The sequence below is a fragment of the Streptococcus sp. P25B114 genome, assembly GCF_053010325.1.
This window is the reverse complement of the sequence record NZ_JBRKNW010000001.1, coordinates 160,159-177,566: the sequence shown is the minus strand read 5'-3', so window position 1 is coordinate 177,566 and position 17,408 is coordinate 160,159. Positions and strand designations below refer to the sequence as shown.

The following is a 17,408-nucleotide window of genomic DNA, read 5'->3' as shown; positions in this document are numbered from 1 at the left end:
TTTCGTATTGGATTTCAGAAGTAGCAACTCCGTGATACAACTGAATGAAAGCCTTGTAGCATTATTATAGCATGTCAGCCACCCAGATACGCTTTTCTGACTTCATCTGATGCAAGGAGTTCTTTTCCAGTTCCAGAGAGGACAACTTTTCCTGTTTCTAGGACGTAGCCGCGATCTGCGATTGCGAGGGCCTTGTTGGCATTTTGTTCAATCAAGAGGACTGTTGTCCCTTGTTTTTGAATATCTTGGATAATATCAAAGATTTCTTGGATAAAGATTGGCGCCAATCCCATTGAAGGTTCGTCAAGAAGCAAGAGTTTTGGCTGGCTCATGAGGGCACGCCCCATTGCCAACATCTGCTGCTCACCACCTGAAAGAGTGGCTGCATCTTGGTTCTTACGTTCTTCTAAGCGTGGGAAACGGTCAAAAATCTTTTTCAGATTTGCCTGATTTTCCTCACGGTTGTTACGAAGGAAGGCACCCATTTCTAAGTTTTCCATAACCGTCAAGCCTGCAAAAACGTGACGACCTTCTGGTACTTGAGACAAACCATCTGCCACGATTTTACGAGCTGGAACTTTTTGGATCTCATTTCCGAGGAAAGAAATGCTTCCGGCAGACGGACGAACCAAGCCTGAGATGGTGCGGAGGATAGAGGTCTTGCCTGCACCATTGGCGCCTATAAGGGTCACAACTTCGCCCTCATTTACTTCAAAGCTCACATCCTTGACGGCTTCAATCGCACCGTAGTTGACAGAAAGATTTTTTACTTCTAACATGGCCATTATGCTTCACCTCCAAGGTATGCTTCAATTACACGTTTGTTGGTCCGGATTTCTTCAGGCGTTCCATGGGCAATCAAACGGCCGTACTCCAGAACATAAATCCTCTCAGTCACTTTCATAACCAGGCTCATATCGTGCTCAATCAGGATAATGGTAATGCCAAATTCCTTTTGAATACGGCGGATGAGTTCGGTCAATTCTGCCGTTTCCTGTGGGTTCATACCAGCCGCTGGCTCATCCAAGAACAAAATTTTCGGTTCTGTCGCAAGGGCACGAACGATTTCCAGACGACGTTGCTGACCATAAGGCAAGTTTTTCGCCAGCGAGTCTGCATCCTTGTCTAAATCGAAAATTGCCAAGAGTTCCATAGCCTTAGCCTTCAAATCCGCCTCGCTCTGGTAATACTTAGGCAAGCGCAGGAAGGAAGCCAAGAGATGCGGTTTGTGATGATTGGCAAATCCAACCAATACATTTTCCAAAACCGTCATATCCTTGAACAGACGAATATTTTGGAAGGTACGTGAGAGACCAAGAGATGCAATCTTGTAAGGTGCCTTACCATTAAGCAAGTGACCGCCAAGCGTCACAGTTCCCTCGCTCGGCTCGTAAACACCGGTCAAAAGGTTGAAGAGGGTTGTCTTACCAGCACCGTTAGGACCAATCAAGCCGACCAACTCACCTTCATTGAGCTCCATGGTAACGTCGCCAACAGCAGTCAAACCACCGAAGTGCTTGGTCAAATTTTTAATTTCCAGAAGCGCCATCTTTGCCCTCCTTCGCTTTTTTCTTAAAGAATGATGAGAAGGTTAATTCCCATGTACCGAGCAGACCACCTGGACGGAAAACCATGACCAAAATAAGAGCCAATGAGTAAATAATCATCCGAAGGTCTGAGAAATTTTGCAGGAACATATTGAGGAAACCAAGAACAAGGGCCGCCAAAATTGTACCTGTCATAGAACCCAAGCCACCAAGCACCGCGATAATCAAGTAATCAATCGAACGCATGATAGTAAAGTCTTTAGGTACAACCGTACCGATATAACCAACGTAGAGAGAACCTGCGATACTTGATAGGATAGCCGCGATAACAAAGACTGTTACCTTGACTTTGGTTGTATTAACACCCATGGATTCCGCAGCGATTTCATTTTCACGCACAGCGATAACCTGACGGCCAAATGAGCTCCGTAAGAAGTTGAGAATCAGAACCGTCAACACTACTACAAATAGAAAGACAACTGTCCAAGTTGTATACGGCAAGATGCCTGTCAAACCAGCAGCACCGTTGGTCAAGTCACCACCATTGATAATGGCAATACGGATAATCTCAGCCACACCAAGGGTTGCAATAGCTAAGTAGTCACCCTTTAGACGAAGAGTTGGGATACCGACCACCAGGGCTACCAGGGCAGCTACAAGACAGCCCACAAGAATAGACAGATAAAAGCCTGCATAGGTAGGATTAGCCTTGGTCAAAATAGCTGTCGCATAGGCACCAATTGCCATAAAACCAGCCTGACCCAGCGAAAACTGACCTGAAAAACCGAGAACAAGGTTGGTTCCCAAAGCCATGATGATAGAAATTCCAATCCCCATCAAAATCTGTATATAGTAAAGCCCCAGGGCACCAGAGCCAATCAAGGCAGAAAGAACTGCAAAGATAACAAGGACAAGAGCAAGCCAGGTTAAAATTGGTTTGATATTTTGTTTCATAAACTTACACCTTCTCCTTCACATTTTTACCTAAAATACCTGCTGGACGCACCAAGAGGATGACAATCAAGATACCATATACAACTGCATCACGGTAGCTGGAAAGACCGACAGTTACCGCCAGGGTTTCCAAGAGACCGATGATAAAGCCACCGAGAGCCGCACCTGGAATAATACCAATACCACCGAGAACGGCCGCTACAAAGGCCTTAAGACCTGGCGCCATCCCCATCAGAGGTTCCACAGAGTTATAGTAAAGACCAATCAAGACCCCTGCCGCACCTGCAAGAGCAGACCCAAGAGCAAAGGTAAAACTAATGGTCGAGTTGACGTTAATTCCCATGAGCTGAGCCGCGTCACTGTCTACAGAAACCGCACGCATGGCCTTACCCATTTTGGTTTTTTGGACGATAAATTGCAGAGCCAACATGAGGAAAACAGAGACACCCAAAATCGTCAACTGAACATTGGTCACAGTAATCGGACCAAGGTTGAATTTAACCGTCTCAAGAGCTTGAGGGAAGGCACGTGTATTGGCACCAAAGAGATAAACCATACCGTATTCAAGGAAGAAGGACACACCGATAGCCGTAATCAAGGCCGCAATCTTAGTTGAGTTGCGCAATGGACGGTAGGCCAAGAATTCAATCAGCACACCCAAGGCTGCTGTTAAAACCATGGTCAAAACAAGCGCAACAAAGAAATTTAGCTGGAAGGCATTAATCAGATAATAACCAATAAAGGCCCCCATCATATAAAGGTCACCGTGGGCAAAGTTAATCAACTTGATAATGCCGTAAACCATGGTATAACCCAAGGCAATCAAGGCATAGACACTTCCCAAGATAAGACCATTCACCAATTGCTGGAGCATATAGTCACCAAACTTTCTATAACATAAATAATATCTGGAGAGGTCCAAGCCTCCCCAGATTGCATTTTTTAGCTTATTCAGCGCTTACTGCTTCTGCTGAAGCTTCTGCACCGTTTTCCAATTTAACCATGATAGCAGATTTGATAGGGTTGTGGTTTTCATCGATTGAGATTGGACCAGTTACACCTTCAAAGTCTTTCAAGCCAGCAAGGTTTGTTGCTACATCTTTTGAAGTTTTTGCACCTTCTGCTGCATCAGCTGCCATGTATACTGCATCGTAAGCAAGGGCTGCAAACATATTTGGCTCTTCACCGAACTTTTTCTTATAAGCATCAACGAAGTTTGTTGCCTTGTCAGAAAGTGCTACTTTAGTAGAGTAACCAGATACGTAGTAAACATTTGTCGCATTCTTGCTGCCAGCACCTTCGATGAATTTAGCATCCGCAAATCCGTCAGGACCAAGGATTGGCTTGTCGATACCCATTTCACGCGCTTGTTTTGTAATCAAACCAGCTTCAGTGTAGTAACCTGGGATGATGATTGCATCAAAATCTTGATCTTTCAATTTTGTCAAAGCAGCCTGGAAGTCCTTATCGCCTGATTGGTAAGTTTCTTCAACAACGATTTCACCCTTGTAAGCTTCTTTGAAGGCTTTAGCGATACCTTTTGCGTAGTCACTTGAGTTGTCTGAGTAAAGAACAACTTTCTTAGCATCAAGTGTCTTTGTCGCAAATGTAGCCAAGACTTGACCCTGGAAGCTATCTTGGAAAGTTGAACGGAAGACATATTCTTCAACCTTACCATCTTTAGCTGTCAAATCGTCCTGTGTACCAGAAGGTGTAATCAATGGAACGCCTGCTTGTGTCGCACCTGGAGTTGCCGCAGCTACAGCACCTGATGTTGCAGGACCAATCATCGCAAGAACTTTTTCTTCTGTTGCAAGGTTGGTTGTAACAGTCGCTGCTTCAGCGTTGTCAGATTTGTTGTCTTTTGAAACAACTTCGATTTGTTTACCGTCGACACCGCCAGCTGCATTGATTTCCTCAACAGCAAGGTCAGCACCGTTTTTCTCAGCTTGTCCGTATGCTGCTACAGCACCTGATAATTCCAAGTTGTAACCCAATTTAATCGTGTCACCAGCTTCGTTACCAGCTGCTGATGAAGTGCTTGTTGGAGCTGCGCCACAGGCAGCAAGGAGAGCCGCTGAAGTAAATGTAGCGATTGCTACTGCAAATTTTCTTTTTTTCATGAAAATACCTTAAAACTTTCTTAAATTTTTACGATGTATCTAATATACAGAATTATCAGAAAATTGTCAACAAAAATGATAAAAATTTTTTAAAATTTTTACAGCTCCAACAAAAAGAAAAGCAGGCTCATTTAAACCTACTCCTTCTCTAATTACAAAGTAACGGGATTTTGCTCATCCCGCCATAGATTGCCAACAAAATTCTGATCCAGTTCCTTGATGTAGGAAGGAACTACTTTTTTGACAAACTTCTCTTTTTTGAGCTTGCTCATGACTTCCTCAGCTTTTTCTGCATTAACATATAATATAACATAACGCAGGCGCTTTGAATGGTAAATCATGTCACCGTAGTGGTTGAGTTTTCTGGAATCCCGATTATAATGCAAATAAACAGTTAGGCTGGTGCGTTCTTTTTTCTCAAACATGGACTTCTCCTCAGACATTTCTATCTATAATTATACCCTTTTCCAGGGAAAATGAAAAGGACCAAATCCAGCCCTTTCCTTATTTTATTTAGTTTTGCTGTTATCCATGATTTGGTCAATGAAGCCGTATGCCAAGGTTTCTTCAGCGGTCATCCAGTAATCACGCTCCGCATCCTTGTGGATTTGCTTGACTGTTTTACCTGAATTGTCAGCCAAGATTTTTTCTAATTTATTACGGGTTTTAAGCAAGTGTTCTGCAGCAATTGCCATGTCGGTTTGTTGTGTACCGCCGCCAGTTCCACCCATTGGTTGGTGGATCATGTACTCGGCATTTGGCAACATGAAACGTTTGCCCTTGGCACCACTAGATGCAATGATGGTTCCCATAGATGCTGCTGTTCCCATAACAATTGTCTGGACGTCTGCCTTGATAAAGTTCATGGTATCCACGATAGCAAGACCTGCTGACACAGATCCACCTGGGGTATTGACATAGAGATAAATGTCTTTAGTCGGATCTTGCGCATCAAGGAAGAGCAATTGGGCAATGATAGAATTAGCCATATTGTCCTCCACCGGTCCTGTCAACATGACGATACGGTCCTTGAGCAAACGGGAATAAATATCATAAGAACGCTCACCACGACTGGTTTGTTCAATAACTACTGGAATCATAAGAATACTCCTTTTCGAGATAGATATGTGCCTATTATATACCAATAGTCAAAATTGGTCAAATATTTAACACAGAAAAAGAAACCAGCCGAGCTGATTTCTTTATCTACTTATTTTGTACCGAAGAGGCGGTCACCTGCATCTCCCAGACCAGGGACGATATAGCCTTTTTCGTTGAGTTTTTCATCCAGGGCAGCTGTGTAGATGTCGATATCTGCATGAGCTTCTTGAAGAGCCTTTACACCTTCTGGAGCTGATACGAGGGCCACAAATTTGATATTGGATGCACCACGTTTTTTCAACGAATCAACAGCAAGAATAGCTGAACCACCTGTTGCAAGCATTGGGTCCACAACAAGGATGTGGCGTTGGTCGATATCCTCTGGTAATTTCACCAAATATTCAACGGGTTGGAGGGTCTCTTCATCACGGTACATACCGATGTGACCAACTTTGGCTGCTGGTACTAGGCTGAGCAAGCCGTCCACCATACCAATACCGGCACGCAGGATTGGAACGATTGCCAATTTTTTACCTGCAATCTGCTTTTGAACCGTCTTTGTAATCGGTGTTTCGATTTCTACATCTTCCAATGGCAAGTCACGCAAGACTTCGTAGCCCATTAGCATGGCAATTTCATTAACCAGCTCACGGAAATCTTTTGTAGAAGTTGTCGTCCGACGAAGGATAGACAATTTGTGCTGGATAAGTGGGTGTGAAATAACTTGGAATTTCCCCATGATGATAAAACCTCTCTTTGATGTTTATTGCGGACATTAGAGACTGTGAAGTTTCATGTCACTATATTCTACCAAAATTTCAGGAAAAATGCTTGCCAAAACCAGATAGAAATCATTTTTTCATTTTAGAAGATGGTCATCACTGTAGTTGAAAATACTTTTTATCTAGTCAATGGTCTTAATAACACGGGCCGGATTGCCAGCCAGTACGACATTGTCTCCGAAAGATTTGGTCACGACAGAACCCGCTCCGACCACGACGTTGTCACCCAAGGTCACGCCAGCCAGGATAATAGCACCCCCACCAATCCAGACATTATCGCCAATCTCAATCGGCGCTCCATATTCAGGTCCAGCAATGCGTTCCTCTGCCTTGAGCGGATGAAGGGCTGTGTAAAACTGAACATTTGGTCCCAACATAGCATTCTTTCCGATGGTCACAGGGCAAGTATCCAAAACAGTCCAGTTGAAATTGGCATAAAAATCTTCTCCGACGTGGATATTGCAACCATAGTCCAAGGTCAGGGGTGATTCGATGTAAATCCGCTCCCCCGTTGTTCCCAGCCACTGCTTGGCAATTTCTGTTCGTTTGGAGCTGTCCAACTCTGCAGCATTAAAGGCCTGGCGGTAAACTCTGGCCTGCTCCCGCAAGGCTACCAATTCACTATCTGCTGCATTGTACATCTGCCCCGCCAGCATCTTTTCTTTTTCTGTCTTTTCTTCTCTTTTATCGTTCAAGCTAGACTAGCCTCCTTCCCAAAGACCCTTGCAATCCGCTCACTGGCTTCTTTAATGGTATCAAAAGGTGCTGCAACATTTAATCGTGCATGCTGCTTACCGTCGCTGCCGAAGACCAGACCGTCATTGAGGAGGACTTTAGCCTCTTTTTCTAATTTTTCTATAAGGTCAGCCTGACTCAGGCCGTAAGCTGAAAAATCTAGCCAGATTAAATAAGTCCCCTGTGGTTTCATGACCTGAATCCTGGTATGGGTTTCCAGATAATCCACTGTAAAATCAACATTTGTTTCGATGACTTTTTTCAATTCTGCCAACCAATCGGCTCCATAACGGAAGGCTGTTTCGGTGGTAATCAAGCCGATAGCAGGAATTTCATGCTGATTATTGGCCAATTGACGTTTGGTAAAAATCTTCCGCAGTTCTGGATTTTCAATAATGGCAAAGCTATTTTTGGTGCCTGCAATATTGAAAGTCTTAGTCGCAGACGATAGGACAATCGAAAATTCCTTGAATCGGTCATCAACTGTATTGAAGGACTGGTGCTGATTGCCAAAGAGGGCTAAATCCTGGTGGATTTCATCTGAAACCAGAAGGACGCCATGTTTCTGGCAGAGCTGGCCAACAGCAGCCACTTCTTCCTTGGTCCACACACGGCCACCGGGGTTGTGTGGATTACAAAAAATATAAATCTTGACCTCATTTTCGAGGATGTCTTTTTCTAATTTTTCCAAGTCAATGGTAAAAATTCCGTCTGACTTGACAAGAGAATTAGTCACCAAGCGGCGGTTGTTGAGCTTGATAGTCCGCGCAAAGGGAGGATAGGCAGGTGTGTTGATGAGGACTGCATCTCCTTCCTTGGTAAAGGCCTGAATGGCAATGGTCAAAGCTGGTACAACTCCTTCGACCAAGAGAATGCTATCGCGCTCAATCTCGTAGCCATGCTGGTTTCTTTCCCAATCAATAATGGACTGATAAAGCCCCTCGCTGACATAGGGATAGCCAAAAATGTGCTGGACAGCATAGTCACGGATAGCTTGGCGGATTTCTGGTAAAGGCTCAAAATCCATGTCTGCAATCCACAGTGGCAAGAGGTCTGAATCCTCTTCCACCTTACGCCATTTTTCTGCATGTTGGCCCAATCGGTTGGGCCGGCTGGTAAAATCATAGCTAGTCATCTGATCCCTCCAAGGCTTGTTTCAAATCAGCAATCAAATCATCCGCATCCTCAATTCCAATAGATAGACGGAGTAAATCGTCTGTCAGACCATAGGAATGACGGGTTTCTGCTGGAATATCAGCATGGGTCTGGGTCGCTGGATAGGTAATCAAACTTTCCACCCCACCCAAACTTTCCGCAAAGGTAAAAATCTCAAGGCTGTTGAGAATGCGGGGAATGGTCGCCTCATCTGCAACCTTAACAGAAATCATGCCACCCTTGCCGGTATAGTAAACCTGCTTAACTGCTGGGCTATTCTCCAAATAAGCCACAATCTTCTGAGCATTCTGAGTCGCACGTTCCATGCGGATCGACAGGGTTTTGAGACCACGCATGAGCAGGTAGGCATCCAGCGGCGACAGGGTTGGACCAGTCGTATTTTGGTCATAGAAGAGCTTGTCGTAAATAGCCTGGTCATTGGTCATGAGAACTCCAGCCAAGACATCATTGTGACCAGACAGATACTTGGTCGCAGAATGCAGGACCACGTCAGCACCCAGCGTCAGAGGATTTTGATAAATCGGACTGTAAAAGGTATTATCGACAATGACCTTGGCACCTTTGGCATGGGCGACAGCCGAAACCTTAGCAATGTCAAACTCCACCATGAGCGGGTTGGTCGGTGTCTCAAGGAAAACGTAGTCGGTCTGGTCGTCAATGGCCTCTAGTAGATCCTCCTCGCTATTGGCATAGGTAAAGCTGAAACGCCCCAGGCTCTCCTGCTCGTTAAACCAGCGGAAAGAACCGCCGTAGAGATCACGCGCTGCCACAATTCGACTGCCGACTGGAAAGCCGTTGAAAAGCAAGACCAGAGCCGCCATTCCTGAGCTGGTCACCAGGGCATAGTCCGCCTTCTCAATCGCTGCCAGAGTTTTTTCCAAACTAGCACGGGTCGGATTTTTGGTGCGGGTATAATCAAAACCTGTGGACTGGCCGAACTCCGGATGCTGGTAGGTAGTCGAAAGGTGGATAGGCGATATGAGGGCTCCCGACTTCTCGTCACTATTTATGCCCGTCCGGGCCAAAATCGTATCTATTTTTAATTCTGTCATCTTCTCTACCTCGTTTCTATATCTACTAGTCTAGCAGAAATTGGCTTATTTTTGAGAAAGAAACCGAAGATTTCCTATAGGAAAAACTAGAGCTTTCTTATAGTTTTTAGCTATAACACCCTGTGAACATTTACATAAAAATCCTGGACAACATCCTTAAGAATTGATATACTATACTTGTGAAAGAGCTTTCAAAGGAGGTTCCTATGACATTCCAAAAAGATTTTTATCGCTATTCGGAGTTTTATTGGTTGATTTTCTGGATGATTCAGATTGGACATATCTGGCTTAGTTACCCGGAAAGTCAGTACCTGCCTTTAAATCTGTTTTTATCTCTGACTCTGCTCATTCATGCTTATCGGGCCTTTTTCAAGCCCAAGCATCGCTTTTCGAAAACCAGAACCATTTGGCTTGTCATTGCCTTGCTACTTCTGTGGCTTGGTGCTATCGTGATATATAGGGGCTACTAGGATGTTCAAACAGTTTAACAAACAGTTTTACCGCAGCCTGGATTTTTACATGGCCATTTGCTTGATACTATATAGTTTGGGAGCTATTTTGGACAATGAATATAACTGGTGGATATACTTACAACCGATTTTGATTCCTTTCACTCTCTACCAATCCTTCTTTTCCAAGAAGGGCAATCTGAAAAAGGATTGGTTGATTTATCTTTGTGTCGGAATCGTCTTCTTGGGATTCTGGTTAGAATTCATTGCCTAGTTACTTGCCCTCTCGTGCATTTCCCAGAGGGTTTTCTTGTCCTGACTTGTCAAATGTCCCTGATAGGTTTACAATAGAAACATGATAAAAATTGAACGTGTAGTAGACATCTTAAAAGCGGATGACAACTTCCGCCAGATCAAACAAAATAATCAGATTGATAGCACTTGGACGGATGTCCAGTTTGACTCTCTCAGCTATGACAGCCGGACTGTTAGCCCAACGACCCTCTTTTTTGCCAAGGGTTTGGCCTTTAAGAAGGAATTTCTGGAAAAGGCTATCGAGGCTGGACTTGCTTTTTACGTGTCTGAAATCGACTACGAAGTCGACATTCCTGCCATCATCGTCCAGGACATCAAGCAGGCTATGAGCCTGATTGCTATGGAATTTCATGGTCATCCCCAGAAAAATCTCAAACTCCTGGCCTTCACCGGCACCAAGGGTAAGACAACGGCGGCTTATTTTGCTTTTAACATTCTTAAAATCAACCACAAGCCTGCCATGCTTTCGACCATGAACACCACGCTAGACGGTAAAACCTTCTTCAAATCTGCCCTGACCACACCTGAAAGCCTGGACCTCTTTGCCATGATGGCGGAGGCGGTCAAGAACGGCATGACCCACTTGATTATGGAGGTGTCCAGCCAGGCCTATCTGGTCAAGCGGGTTTACGGGCTGACCTTTGATGTCGGCGTTTTTCTCAACATCAGCCCTGACCACATCGGCCCCATTGAGCACCCGACCTTTGAGGACTATTTCTACCACAAGCGGCTTTTGATGGACAATAGCAGAGCGGTTATTGTCAATGCTGGAATGGACCATTTTGAAGTCGTGAAAGAGCAAGTCAGCTCCAAAGATCATGACTTTTATGGACCGACTTCTGAAAACCAGATTAGCCAGTCAGCAGGTTTTGACTTCACAGCGACTGGCAAATTAGCTGGCCACTACGACATCCAGCTGATCGGTGGTTTCAACCAAGAAAATGCCATCGCAGCAGGACTGGCCTGTCTCCGTTTGGGTGTGAGCCTGGAGGACATTCACACAGGAATTGCCCAAACCAATGTCCCTGGCCGTATGGAAGTCCTGACCCAGCAAAACGGTGCCAAGGTCTTCGTGGACTACGCCCACAACGGCGACAGCGTGAAAAAGCTGATCGATGTCGTATTGGAACACCAGACAGGCAAAGTTATCCTAATCCTTGGGGCTCCTGGCAACAAGGGAGAAAGTCGCCGCAAGGACTTCGGTCTTCTGCTCAATGACTATCCACAGGTTGAGGTCATTCTAACAGCTGATGATCCCAACCGTGAAGATCCCGCAGCAATTGCCCAGCAAATCCGTTCCCATATGACTCGCCCAAGTGACTTTATCTTGGACCGAGAAGAAGCTATCCGTACCGCTTTGAGCCAAACTAGTTCATCTCGGGACGCAGTCATCATCGCAGGCAAGGGAGCTGATGCCTACCAGATTGTCAATGACGAAAAAGCCGCCTACGACGGCGACTTGGAAGTTGCACGGAAATATCTATAAATAATAAGAGCCCGGGAAAGACCTAGGCTCTTATTTTCAGCAATTTTTCGATGTCCTTTTTCAACTTGCTAGGTGGAGTTGTCGGCAGATAGCGCTTAACAACCCGCCCCTGTCTGTCAATCAAAAATTTGGTAAAATTCCATTCAATGCTCCTGCCCAAAAGGCTGGATTTTTCTTTTTTCAGCCATTGATAGAACGGATCTGCCTCGGGACCATTAACCTTGATTTTTGAGAAACGAGGGAAGGTCGTACCAAAATTTATACTACAAGCTTGGTGAATTTCTCGGTCCGTTCCACTAGCTTGATTGGCAAACTGATTGCAGGGAAAATCTAGAACCACAAATCCTTCATCTTGGTAGCTTTCGTACAATTCCTGCAATTCCTTATACTGGGGTGCCAGACCACATCCCGGTGCCGTATTGACTACCAGCAAGACTTGACCAGCAAAATCAGACAGGTCTTGCTGGCTGCCGTCCATTTTCTTCACTGAAAAATCGTATAGATTCATACTTTTCTCCTCAATCAAAATAGGTTAGCAAATGTTGGATTTCTGTTTGGGTTAAGGTTCTGTATTGACCCAGAGGTAAATCTCCTAATGCGAAGCCGCCAAAACTGATCCGTCGCAGATAAGTCACCTTGACACCATAGGCTAAAAACATTTTCTTGACCTGATGAAACTTGCCTTCTGCCAGCTTGATGGTCGCTCTGCTATGTTCCAAAGAAGAAAAATCAACCGTCAGCTGACAGGGCTGGCAGCGTGTGCCGTCCAAAAAGGTTACGCCTGAGGCAAAGAAAGTGGGCGCATCCTGGCTAAGCGGGCCATTGACCTCTACATAATAGGTCTTGTCCACATGGTGCTTGGGATGGAGCATCCGAAAGCCTAGAGGTCCATTGTTGGTGATGAGGACCAGGCCTTCCGTGTCCCTATCCAAACGCCCCACTGGATATAGCCCAGTCGCCCGATCCTCTGGCTGAATGCAGTCGATGACCGTCTGATGCTGGCTATCCGTCACAGCTGATACTACTCCGGCCGGCTTGTGAAGAAGAAAATAGCTAGCGCCTGCCAATGCTATCTGTTTTCCTTGGACAACAATTTCCTGCAGAGCTGGGTCCACAATTTGGCTTAGGCTGGTTGCGACCTGTCCGTCAATGCAAATCCGCTGGGCTTTGAAAAGTTTTTTTACCTGCTTGCGGGAGCCAATCTGAGCCGCCTCCATACATTTGTCTAAACGCATAAAACTATTTTAACACAGTTTGGACAGCAGACCAACTATAAAAAAACAGTTCTTTTTAGCTCTTTTATTATTGTATGATAGCAAAGACACTAACGATGCCGCCTTAGAAAGGATGGTAACGATTATGAGTCAAATCCTCGAAATAGTACTTGTTGCAGCCATTGAAGCATTTATTAGCTGGCTGGGGGTGTGATGGTTAGACAACCGCTTCGACAAGTAACATACACAGTTAGTGTCTTCTAACCCAGAAAAAATCCCCTTGGTCTGGCAGGACCTAGGGGATTTCTGTTAGCACATATGCGCCAAATCCTTAATTCCCTTGCATTATCCTATAAATTTCCAATCAACTCAAGTTTGACTGTTTTTTATCGTGTTTTCTTAGATTTCTTGAATTTGTGCGGTGTCGATTTTCCACAAAACATTTTTCTTGACAGGTTAATGCTTGTTGATTATACTAATAATTAGTGATATATTTTTTACACCGGAAATCTGAGTCCTTCTTGGATTTCCTTTTTTCAAACAGGAGGCTACTAAACTTATGGGACTTTTACATGATGGAAAATGGGTAGACCAATGGTATGACACCAAGTCTACCGGTGGCAATTTTATCCGCACTGTGACGCAATTCCGTAACTGGATTACAGCTGACGGAGAGGCTGGACCAACTGGAACTGGTGGTTTTAAGGCTGAAAGCGGCCGCTACCACCTCTACATTTCTCTAGCCTGTCCGTGGGCCAGTCGGACCTTAATCATGCGAAAATTGAAAGGTCTAGAAGACCATATTTCTCTGTCTGTCGTCCATCCCCTCATGCTGGAAAATGGTTGGACCCTCGAGGAAGGACCTGGGGTCATTGGCGATAGTATTTTGGGTAGCAAATATCTCTATCAAGTCTACCTCAAGGCGGATCCAAACTACACTGGTCGTGTGACTGTTCCTGTCCTATGGGATAAGAAAACCAATACTATCGTCAATAATGAATCTGCGGAAATCATGCGCATGTTTAACTCAGCATTTAACGAGCTGACAGGCAACTATGATGATTATTATCCAGCAGACTTGCAGGCGGACATCGATAGTATGAACGACTTTGTCTATCCAAACATCAACAACGGAGTTTATAAGGCAGGCTTTGCCACAGATCAGGCAGTCTATGAGAGGGAAGTCCAGGCGCTCTTTGCTGCGCTTGATAAGCTGGAGGAGTTATTGAGTAAACAGACTTATCTGGTCAGGGATGTATTCACGGAGGCGGATATCCGGCTCTTTACGACCTTGGTGCGATTTGACTCGGTTTACTACGGTCACTTCAAGTGTAACATCAAGGCGATAGCCGATTTTCCAAACCTTTGGGCCTATACTAAGCGCATCTACAATCTGCCTGGAATTGCGGAAACGGTGGACTTTGACCACATCAAGCGCCACTACTATGGTAGCCACAAGACCATCAATCCGACGGGAATTGTGCCGGTGGGGCCAGAGCTTGATTGGAATTTATAAGAAAAAAGAGCATTCTGCTATGACAGAGTTGCTCTTTTTTATGCTATACACGGGGTACGAATGGATCGCCCAGGGTTACGGCCATGACAGCCTTGATAGTGTGCATCCGGTTTTCAGCCTGTTCGAAATGGCGAGCATACTTGCTCCTAAAGACTTCATCCGTAACCTCCATTTCCTTGATGCCAAATTTTTCCGCTACATCCTTGCCATAGACCGTATGGGTATCATGGAAGGCTGGCAGACAATGGAGGAAAATCAGCTTGTCGTTATCAGCTTTTTTAATCAATTCCATATTGACCTGGTAATTTTTTAGGAGGGAAATGCGCTCTTGAAATTTATCTTCCTCACCCATAGACACCCAAACATCTGTATAGAGGACATCTGCTCCTTTAACTGCCTGGTCAGCATCTTCTGTCAAGAGAATGTTAGCTCCTGAAGCTGCCGCAAAGGATTGTGCCAAATCCAAAACCGACTGCTCTGGAAAGAGTTCCTTTGGCGAGAAAATATGGACATTAACCCCCAAGAGTGCCCCTGTAACCAGCAAGGAATTGGCGACATTATTACGGCCATCTCCACAATAAACCAGGGTCAAGCCAGCCAGACTACCGAATTCTTCCTTGATGGTCAGGAAATCCGCCAACATCTGAGTTGGATGCCAGGCATCTGTCAAACCATTCCAAACAGGCACTCCAGAAAATGTAGCCAAATCTTCCACCATGTCCTGGCTAAAACCGCGAAATTCAATCCCATCAAACATACGCCCCAAGACCTTGGCGGTGTCCTCAGTGGATTCCTTCTTACCTAGTTGAATGTCATTAGCACCTAGATATTCTGGATGAGCTCCTAAATCAACAGCAGCAACGGTAAAGGCTGCCCGGGTCCTTGTTGATGTTTTTTCAAATAGTAAGGCAATGTTCTTCCCTTCCAGATAACGATGGGGAATATTGCGTTTTTTTAAGTCCTTCAAATGGGCCGAAAAATCAATCAGCCATTCAAATTCTGCCGCAGAAAAATCCTTTTCTGCCAGAAAACTTCTCCCCTTAAATATATTTGTCATTTTTTTAATCTCCTTTCCTAATGCTGTCCTGCCATAACCTTCTCTAAAACAGCAACCGCCTGGTCAATTTCTACTCTCGTGATAGTCAAAGGTGGCAGGAGGCGGATGACATTGCTACCAGCAGTCAGGACAATCAAGCCATTTTGCCGCGCAGCTACCACAATCTGCTCTAAATCCGCATCCGTTTCAATGCCGACCATCATGCCCGGCCCTCGAATGTCCAGAACAGCTGGCAAATACCCTAGTTTTTCTTTTAGTTGCTCTTGAAGATAATCAGCCTTGTCTTGAACTTGCTGGAGAAAATCTGGGGTCATGATTTCCAAGACTTGTTTGCTGCTAGACAGGGCTAGCTTGTTGCCACCGAAGGTTGTTCCATGACTCCCGAAGGAAAAAGCTGAACCGAGACTAGATTTGCCCAACATGGCTCCAACTGGCAGACCATTGGCCAAGCCCTTGGCGAGAGTGATGATATCCGGCTCAATCTCATACTGTTCAAAGGCAAAGAGACTGCCCGTCCGACCAATCCCAGTTTGGACCTCATCCACAATCAATAAAATACCAGCTGTCTGACATAAGGCTGCTAGTTGTCCAATAAAATCTTTGTCTGCTGGTGTCACACCGCCCTCTCCCTGAACTAGTTCCAACATGATAGCGGCCGTTTGCGGACCTACTAAATCCTTGACCGATTCTAAATCATTATAATCTGCATAGGAGAACCCAGGAACTAATGGCGCAAAGCCTATTTGAATTTTTTCCTGACCGGTGGCGGACATGGCGGCATAGGTACGTCCATGGAAAGACTGTTTAAAGCAGATAATATCTGATTTGCCAGTGGCTTTTCTAGCCAATTTGATGGCGGCTTCATTGCTCTCAGCGCCAGAATTACAGAAAAAAGCCAGATAGTCTCTGTGTCCAATGAGGAGCTCTGCCACTTCTTCCTGCAGGCTGTTTTGATAGAGATTTGGGGTATGCCAGATTTCTTCCAACTGGTTTTTGACAGCATTTTTAATAGCAGGATGAAAACCGAGATTGGTCACACCGATGCCTGATGAAAAATCCAGATAGGCATTGCCAGCCTGGTCAAACAAGTAATTGCCATCTGCTTTGACAAATTCAATAGCATCCCGCTTATAATTTTGGAATAAGTTACTCATACATCACCTTCTTAAGCTAGACTAATCAGGGTCCCTTTGACCAGGTTGTCACTGATGAGAACCGTCTGGACACCCGCTTCTACGGTTTGACTGGCTCCCTTGATTTTAGGGACCATGCCACCAGTGATAACACCTGAGCTGATTTTTTCCTGGGCTTGCTTGGTGCTCAGCTGGGCTAGAATTTGCCCAGCTTCCTTGACACCTGGAACGTCTGTCATCAGAATCAACCGTTTCGCCTTGAGTGCGATAGCAAGGGCTGTTGCTACATAGTCAGCATTGATATTGAGCAGTTGGTCACCTTTCCCACCCATGGATGCAATTACAGGGGTCAAGCCTTCTTGTAAAATAGCTTCTAAATAGACTGTGTTGATGGCCTTTACCCTGCCCACATAACCGTATTTTTCCTGGTCTAAAAAGTCAGCTTGGATGACCTTGCCAAGATTGGCGTTGAGCTGCAAGCAATCACAGCCGGCCGCATTGAGACTAGCGACCATGTCTTTTCCTACCTGCTCAAGGAGTCCATAGGCCACCAACTCCATGGCTTCCAAACTAGTCACACGCAGACCATCCACCTTTTCAACAGGCAGCTGGCGTTCCTCCATCAACTTATTGATTGCAAAGCCACCACCATGAACGATAATGACCTGTTTACCTGCCTGCTTCCATTTTTTAATTTGTTTCATAAAGCCTTGTGACAACTGTTTGCTAGCCACTCCACCAATTTTAATGACAATGAGATTTTCCATA

General features: G+C 45.1%; 20 protein-coding genes. 4 read left to right on the top strand and 16 right to left on the bottom strand.

Translation table 11 applies throughout. The annotated features are described in order from the left end of the window. Positions 1-74: 74 nt before the first annotated feature. The 11 genes from ACVC7T_RS00825 to ACVC7T_RS00775 form a co-directional block, all read right to left on the bottom strand. Positions 75-785, bottom strand: coding sequence for an ABC transporter ATP-binding protein (locus ACVC7T_RS00825; protein ID WP_105122835.1), 711 nt, complete (start codon positions 783-785; stop codon positions 75-77). Beyond that, positions 785-1,549 carry an ATP-binding cassette domain-containing protein gene (locus ACVC7T_RS00820; protein ID WP_170238788.1) on the bottom strand — a complete coding sequence of 255 codons (765 nt, stop codon included), beginning with the start codon at positions 1,547-1,549 and terminating at the stop codon, positions 785-787. Before ACVC7T_RS00820 ends, ACVC7T_RS00825 begins: the two co-directional genes overlap by 1 nt. After that, entirely contained in the window at positions 1,530-2,501 is a 972-nt protein-coding gene (locus ACVC7T_RS00815) for a branched-chain amino acid ABC transporter permease (RefSeq protein WP_447262289.1), read from the bottom strand. Before ACVC7T_RS00815 ends, ACVC7T_RS00820 begins: the two co-directional genes overlap by 20 nt. A gap of 4 nt (positions 2,502-2,505) precedes the next feature. Next, a complete protein-coding gene (locus tag ACVC7T_RS00810) occupies positions 2,506-3,375 on the bottom strand; it encodes an ABC transporter permease subunit (RefSeq protein ID WP_105137216.1) in 870 nt (289 codons plus the stop codon). 73 nt (positions 3,376-3,448) lie between these two features. After that, the gene (locus ACVC7T_RS00805) at positions 3,449-4,624 is read right to left on the bottom strand and encodes an ABC transporter substrate-binding protein (protein ID WP_447262288.1); all 1,176 of its coding nucleotides are present in this window, start codon (positions 4,622-4,624) and stop codon (positions 3,449-3,451) included. 152 nt (positions 4,625-4,776) lie between these two features. Then, positions 4,777-5,049: a DUF2129 domain-containing protein gene (locus tag ACVC7T_RS00800; RefSeq protein ID WP_105110523.1), complete on the bottom strand. Its 273-nt coding sequence runs from the start codon at positions 5,047-5,049 to the stop codon at positions 4,777-4,779. Between the two features lie 84 nt (positions 5,050-5,133). Next, the gene (locus ACVC7T_RS00795) at positions 5,134-5,724 is read right to left on the bottom strand and encodes an ATP-dependent Clp protease proteolytic subunit (protein WP_105110524.1); all 591 of its coding nucleotides are present in this window, start codon (positions 5,722-5,724) and stop codon (positions 5,134-5,136) included. A gap of 110 nt (positions 5,725-5,834) precedes the next feature. Then, positions 5,835-6,464 carry a uracil phosphoribosyltransferase gene (upp, locus tag ACVC7T_RS00790; protein ID WP_394732611.1) on the bottom strand — a complete coding sequence of 210 codons (630 nt, stop codon included), beginning with the start codon at positions 6,462-6,464 and terminating at the stop codon, positions 5,835-5,837. A 165-nt stretch (positions 6,465-6,629) separates the two neighbouring features. Next, on the bottom strand, positions 6,630-7,163 hold the full coding sequence (locus ACVC7T_RS00785) for a sugar O-acetyltransferase (RefSeq protein ID WP_447262327.1): 534 nt from the start codon (positions 7,161-7,163) through the stop codon (positions 6,630-6,632). 35 nt (positions 7,164-7,198) lie between these two features. Beyond that, positions 7,199-8,377: a MalY/PatB family protein gene (locus ACVC7T_RS00780; RefSeq protein WP_447262287.1), complete on the bottom strand. Its 1,179-nt coding sequence runs from the start codon at positions 8,375-8,377 to the stop codon at positions 7,199-7,201. Next, the gene (locus ACVC7T_RS00775) at positions 8,370-9,470 is read right to left on the bottom strand and encodes a cystathionine gamma-synthase (RefSeq protein ID WP_172058921.1); all 1,101 of its coding nucleotides are present in this window, start codon (positions 9,468-9,470) and stop codon (positions 8,370-8,372) included. The genes ACVC7T_RS00780 and ACVC7T_RS00775 overlap by 8 nt, the downstream gene beginning before the upstream one ends. A gap of 206 nt (positions 9,471-9,676) precedes the next feature. Here ACVC7T_RS00775 and ACVC7T_RS00770 point away from each other — a divergent pair, with 206 nt between their 5' ends. From ACVC7T_RS00770 to ACVC7T_RS00760, 3 genes are all read left to right on the top strand, one after another. Then, entirely contained in the window at positions 9,677-9,940 is a 264-nt protein-coding gene (locus tag ACVC7T_RS00770) for a hypothetical protein (RefSeq protein ID WP_105122821.1), read from the top strand. A gap of 1 nt (position 9,941) precedes the next feature. Next, positions 9,942-10,193: a hypothetical protein gene (locus ACVC7T_RS00765; protein ID WP_105122820.1), complete on the top strand. Its 252-nt coding sequence runs from the start codon at positions 9,942-9,944 to the stop codon at positions 10,191-10,193. Positions 10,194-10,274: 81 nt separating this feature from the next. Beyond that, positions 10,275-11,720 carry a UDP-N-acetylmuramoyl-L-alanyl-D-glutamate--L-lysine ligase gene (locus tag ACVC7T_RS00760; protein WP_447262286.1) on the top strand — a complete coding sequence of 482 codons (1,446 nt, stop codon included), beginning with the start codon at positions 10,275-10,277 and terminating at the stop codon, positions 11,718-11,720. Between the two features lie 22 nt (positions 11,721-11,742). Here the strand turns inward: ACVC7T_RS00760 and ACVC7T_RS00755 are convergent, their stop codons facing one another. Next, positions 11,743-12,228, bottom strand: a complete 486-nt coding sequence (locus ACVC7T_RS00755; protein ID WP_447262285.1) for a glutathione peroxidase — start codon at positions 12,226-12,228, stop codon at positions 11,743-11,745. Between the two features lie 10 nt (positions 12,229-12,238). Next, the gene (locus ACVC7T_RS00750) at positions 12,239-12,955 is read right to left on the bottom strand and encodes a pseudouridine synthase (RefSeq protein WP_447262284.1); all 717 of its coding nucleotides are present in this window, start codon (positions 12,953-12,955) and stop codon (positions 12,239-12,241) included. 538 nt (positions 12,956-13,493) lie between these two features. On the opposite strand from ACVC7T_RS00750, the gene ACVC7T_RS00745 reads away from it, so the two are divergent. After that, positions 13,494-14,450, top strand: a complete 957-nt coding sequence (locus ACVC7T_RS00745; protein WP_447262283.1) for a glutathione S-transferase family protein — start codon at positions 13,494-13,496, stop codon at positions 14,448-14,450. Positions 14,451-14,493: 43 nt separating this feature from the next. Here ACVC7T_RS00745 and argF read toward each other — a convergent pair whose 3' ends face one another. From argF to argB, 3 genes are read right to left on the bottom strand one after another with little or no spacing between them, the layout of a single operon-like run. Further along, positions 14,494-15,507, bottom strand: coding sequence for an ornithine carbamoyltransferase (gene argF / locus ACVC7T_RS00740; protein ID WP_447262282.1), 1,014 nt, complete (start codon positions 15,505-15,507; stop codon positions 14,494-14,496). A gap of 17 nt (positions 15,508-15,524) precedes the next feature. Further along, positions 15,525-16,661 carry an acetylornithine transaminase gene (locus ACVC7T_RS00735; RefSeq protein ID WP_447262281.1) on the bottom strand — a complete coding sequence of 379 codons (1,137 nt, stop codon included), beginning with the start codon at positions 16,659-16,661 and terminating at the stop codon, positions 15,525-15,527. Positions 16,662-16,672: 11 nt separating this feature from the next. After that, positions 16,673-17,407, bottom strand: coding sequence for an acetylglutamate kinase (gene argB, locus ACVC7T_RS00730; protein WP_447262280.1), 735 nt, complete (start codon positions 17,405-17,407; stop codon positions 16,673-16,675). Position 17,408 lies beyond the last annotated feature (1 nt).

Coding starts and splice junctions, on each gene's coding strand:
- ACVC7T_RS00825 (WP_105122835.1), bottom strand. CDS start 785: ATGGCCATGTTAGAAGTAAAAAATCTTTCTGTCAACTACGGTGCGATT.
- ACVC7T_RS00820 (WP_170238788.1), bottom strand. CDS start 1,549: ATGGCGCTTCTGGAAATTAAAAATTTGACCAAGCACTTCGGTGGTTTG.
- ACVC7T_RS00815 (WP_447262289.1), bottom strand. CDS start 2,501: ATGAAACAAAATATCAAACCAATTTTAACCTGGCTTGCTCTTGTCCTT.
- ACVC7T_RS00810 (WP_105137216.1), bottom strand. CDS start 3,375: ATGCTCCAGCAATTGGTGAATGGTCTTATCTTGGGAAGTGTCTATGCC.
- ACVC7T_RS00805 (WP_447262288.1), bottom strand. CDS start 4,624: ATGAAAAAAAGAAAATTTGCAGTAGCAATCGCTACATTTACTTCAGCG.
- ACVC7T_RS00800 (WP_105110523.1), bottom strand. CDS start 5,049: ATGTTTGAGAAAAAAGAACGCACCAGCCTAACTGTTTATTTGCATTAT.
- ACVC7T_RS00795 (WP_105110524.1), bottom strand. CDS start 5,724: ATGATTCCAGTAGTTATTGAACAAACCAGTCGTGGTGAGCGTTCTTAT.
- upp (WP_394732611.1), bottom strand. CDS start 6,464: ATGGGGAAATTCCAAGTTATTTCACACCCACTTATCCAGCACAAATTG.
- ACVC7T_RS00785 (WP_447262327.1), bottom strand. CDS start 7,163: ATGCTGGCGGGGCAGATGTACAATGCAGCAGATAGTGAATTGGTAGCC.
- ACVC7T_RS00780 (WP_447262287.1), bottom strand. CDS start 8,377: ATGACTAGCTATGATTTTACCAGCCGGCCCAACCGATTGGGCCAACAT.
- ACVC7T_RS00775 (WP_172058921.1), bottom strand. CDS start 9,470: ATGACAGAATTAAAAATAGATACGATTTTGGCCCGGACGGGCATAAAT.
- ACVC7T_RS00770 (WP_105122821.1), top strand. CDS start 9,677: ATGACATTCCAAAAAGATTTTTATCGCTATTCGGAGTTTTATTGGTTG.
- ACVC7T_RS00765 (WP_105122820.1), top strand. CDS start 9,942: ATGTTCAAACAGTTTAACAAACAGTTTTACCGCAGCCTGGATTTTTAC.
- ACVC7T_RS00760 (WP_447262286.1), top strand. CDS start 10,275: ATGATAAAAATTGAACGTGTAGTAGACATCTTAAAAGCGGATGACAAC.
- ACVC7T_RS00755 (WP_447262285.1), bottom strand. CDS start 12,228: ATGAATCTATACGATTTTTCAGTGAAGAAAATGGACGGCAGCCAGCAA.
- ACVC7T_RS00750 (WP_447262284.1), bottom strand. CDS start 12,955: ATGCGTTTAGACAAATGTATGGAGGCGGCTCAGATTGGCTCCCGCAAG.
- ACVC7T_RS00745 (WP_447262283.1), top strand. CDS start 13,494: ATGGGACTTTTACATGATGGAAAATGGGTAGACCAATGGTATGACACC.
- argF (WP_447262282.1), bottom strand. CDS start 15,507: ATGACAAATATATTTAAGGGGAGAAGTTTTCTGGCAGAAAAGGATTTT.
- ACVC7T_RS00735 (WP_447262281.1), bottom strand. CDS start 16,661: ATGAGTAACTTATTCCAAAATTATAAGCGGGATGCTATTGAATTTGTC.
- argB (WP_447262280.1), bottom strand. CDS start 17,407: ATGGAAAATCTCATTGTCATTAAAATTGGTGGAGTGGCTAGCAAACAG.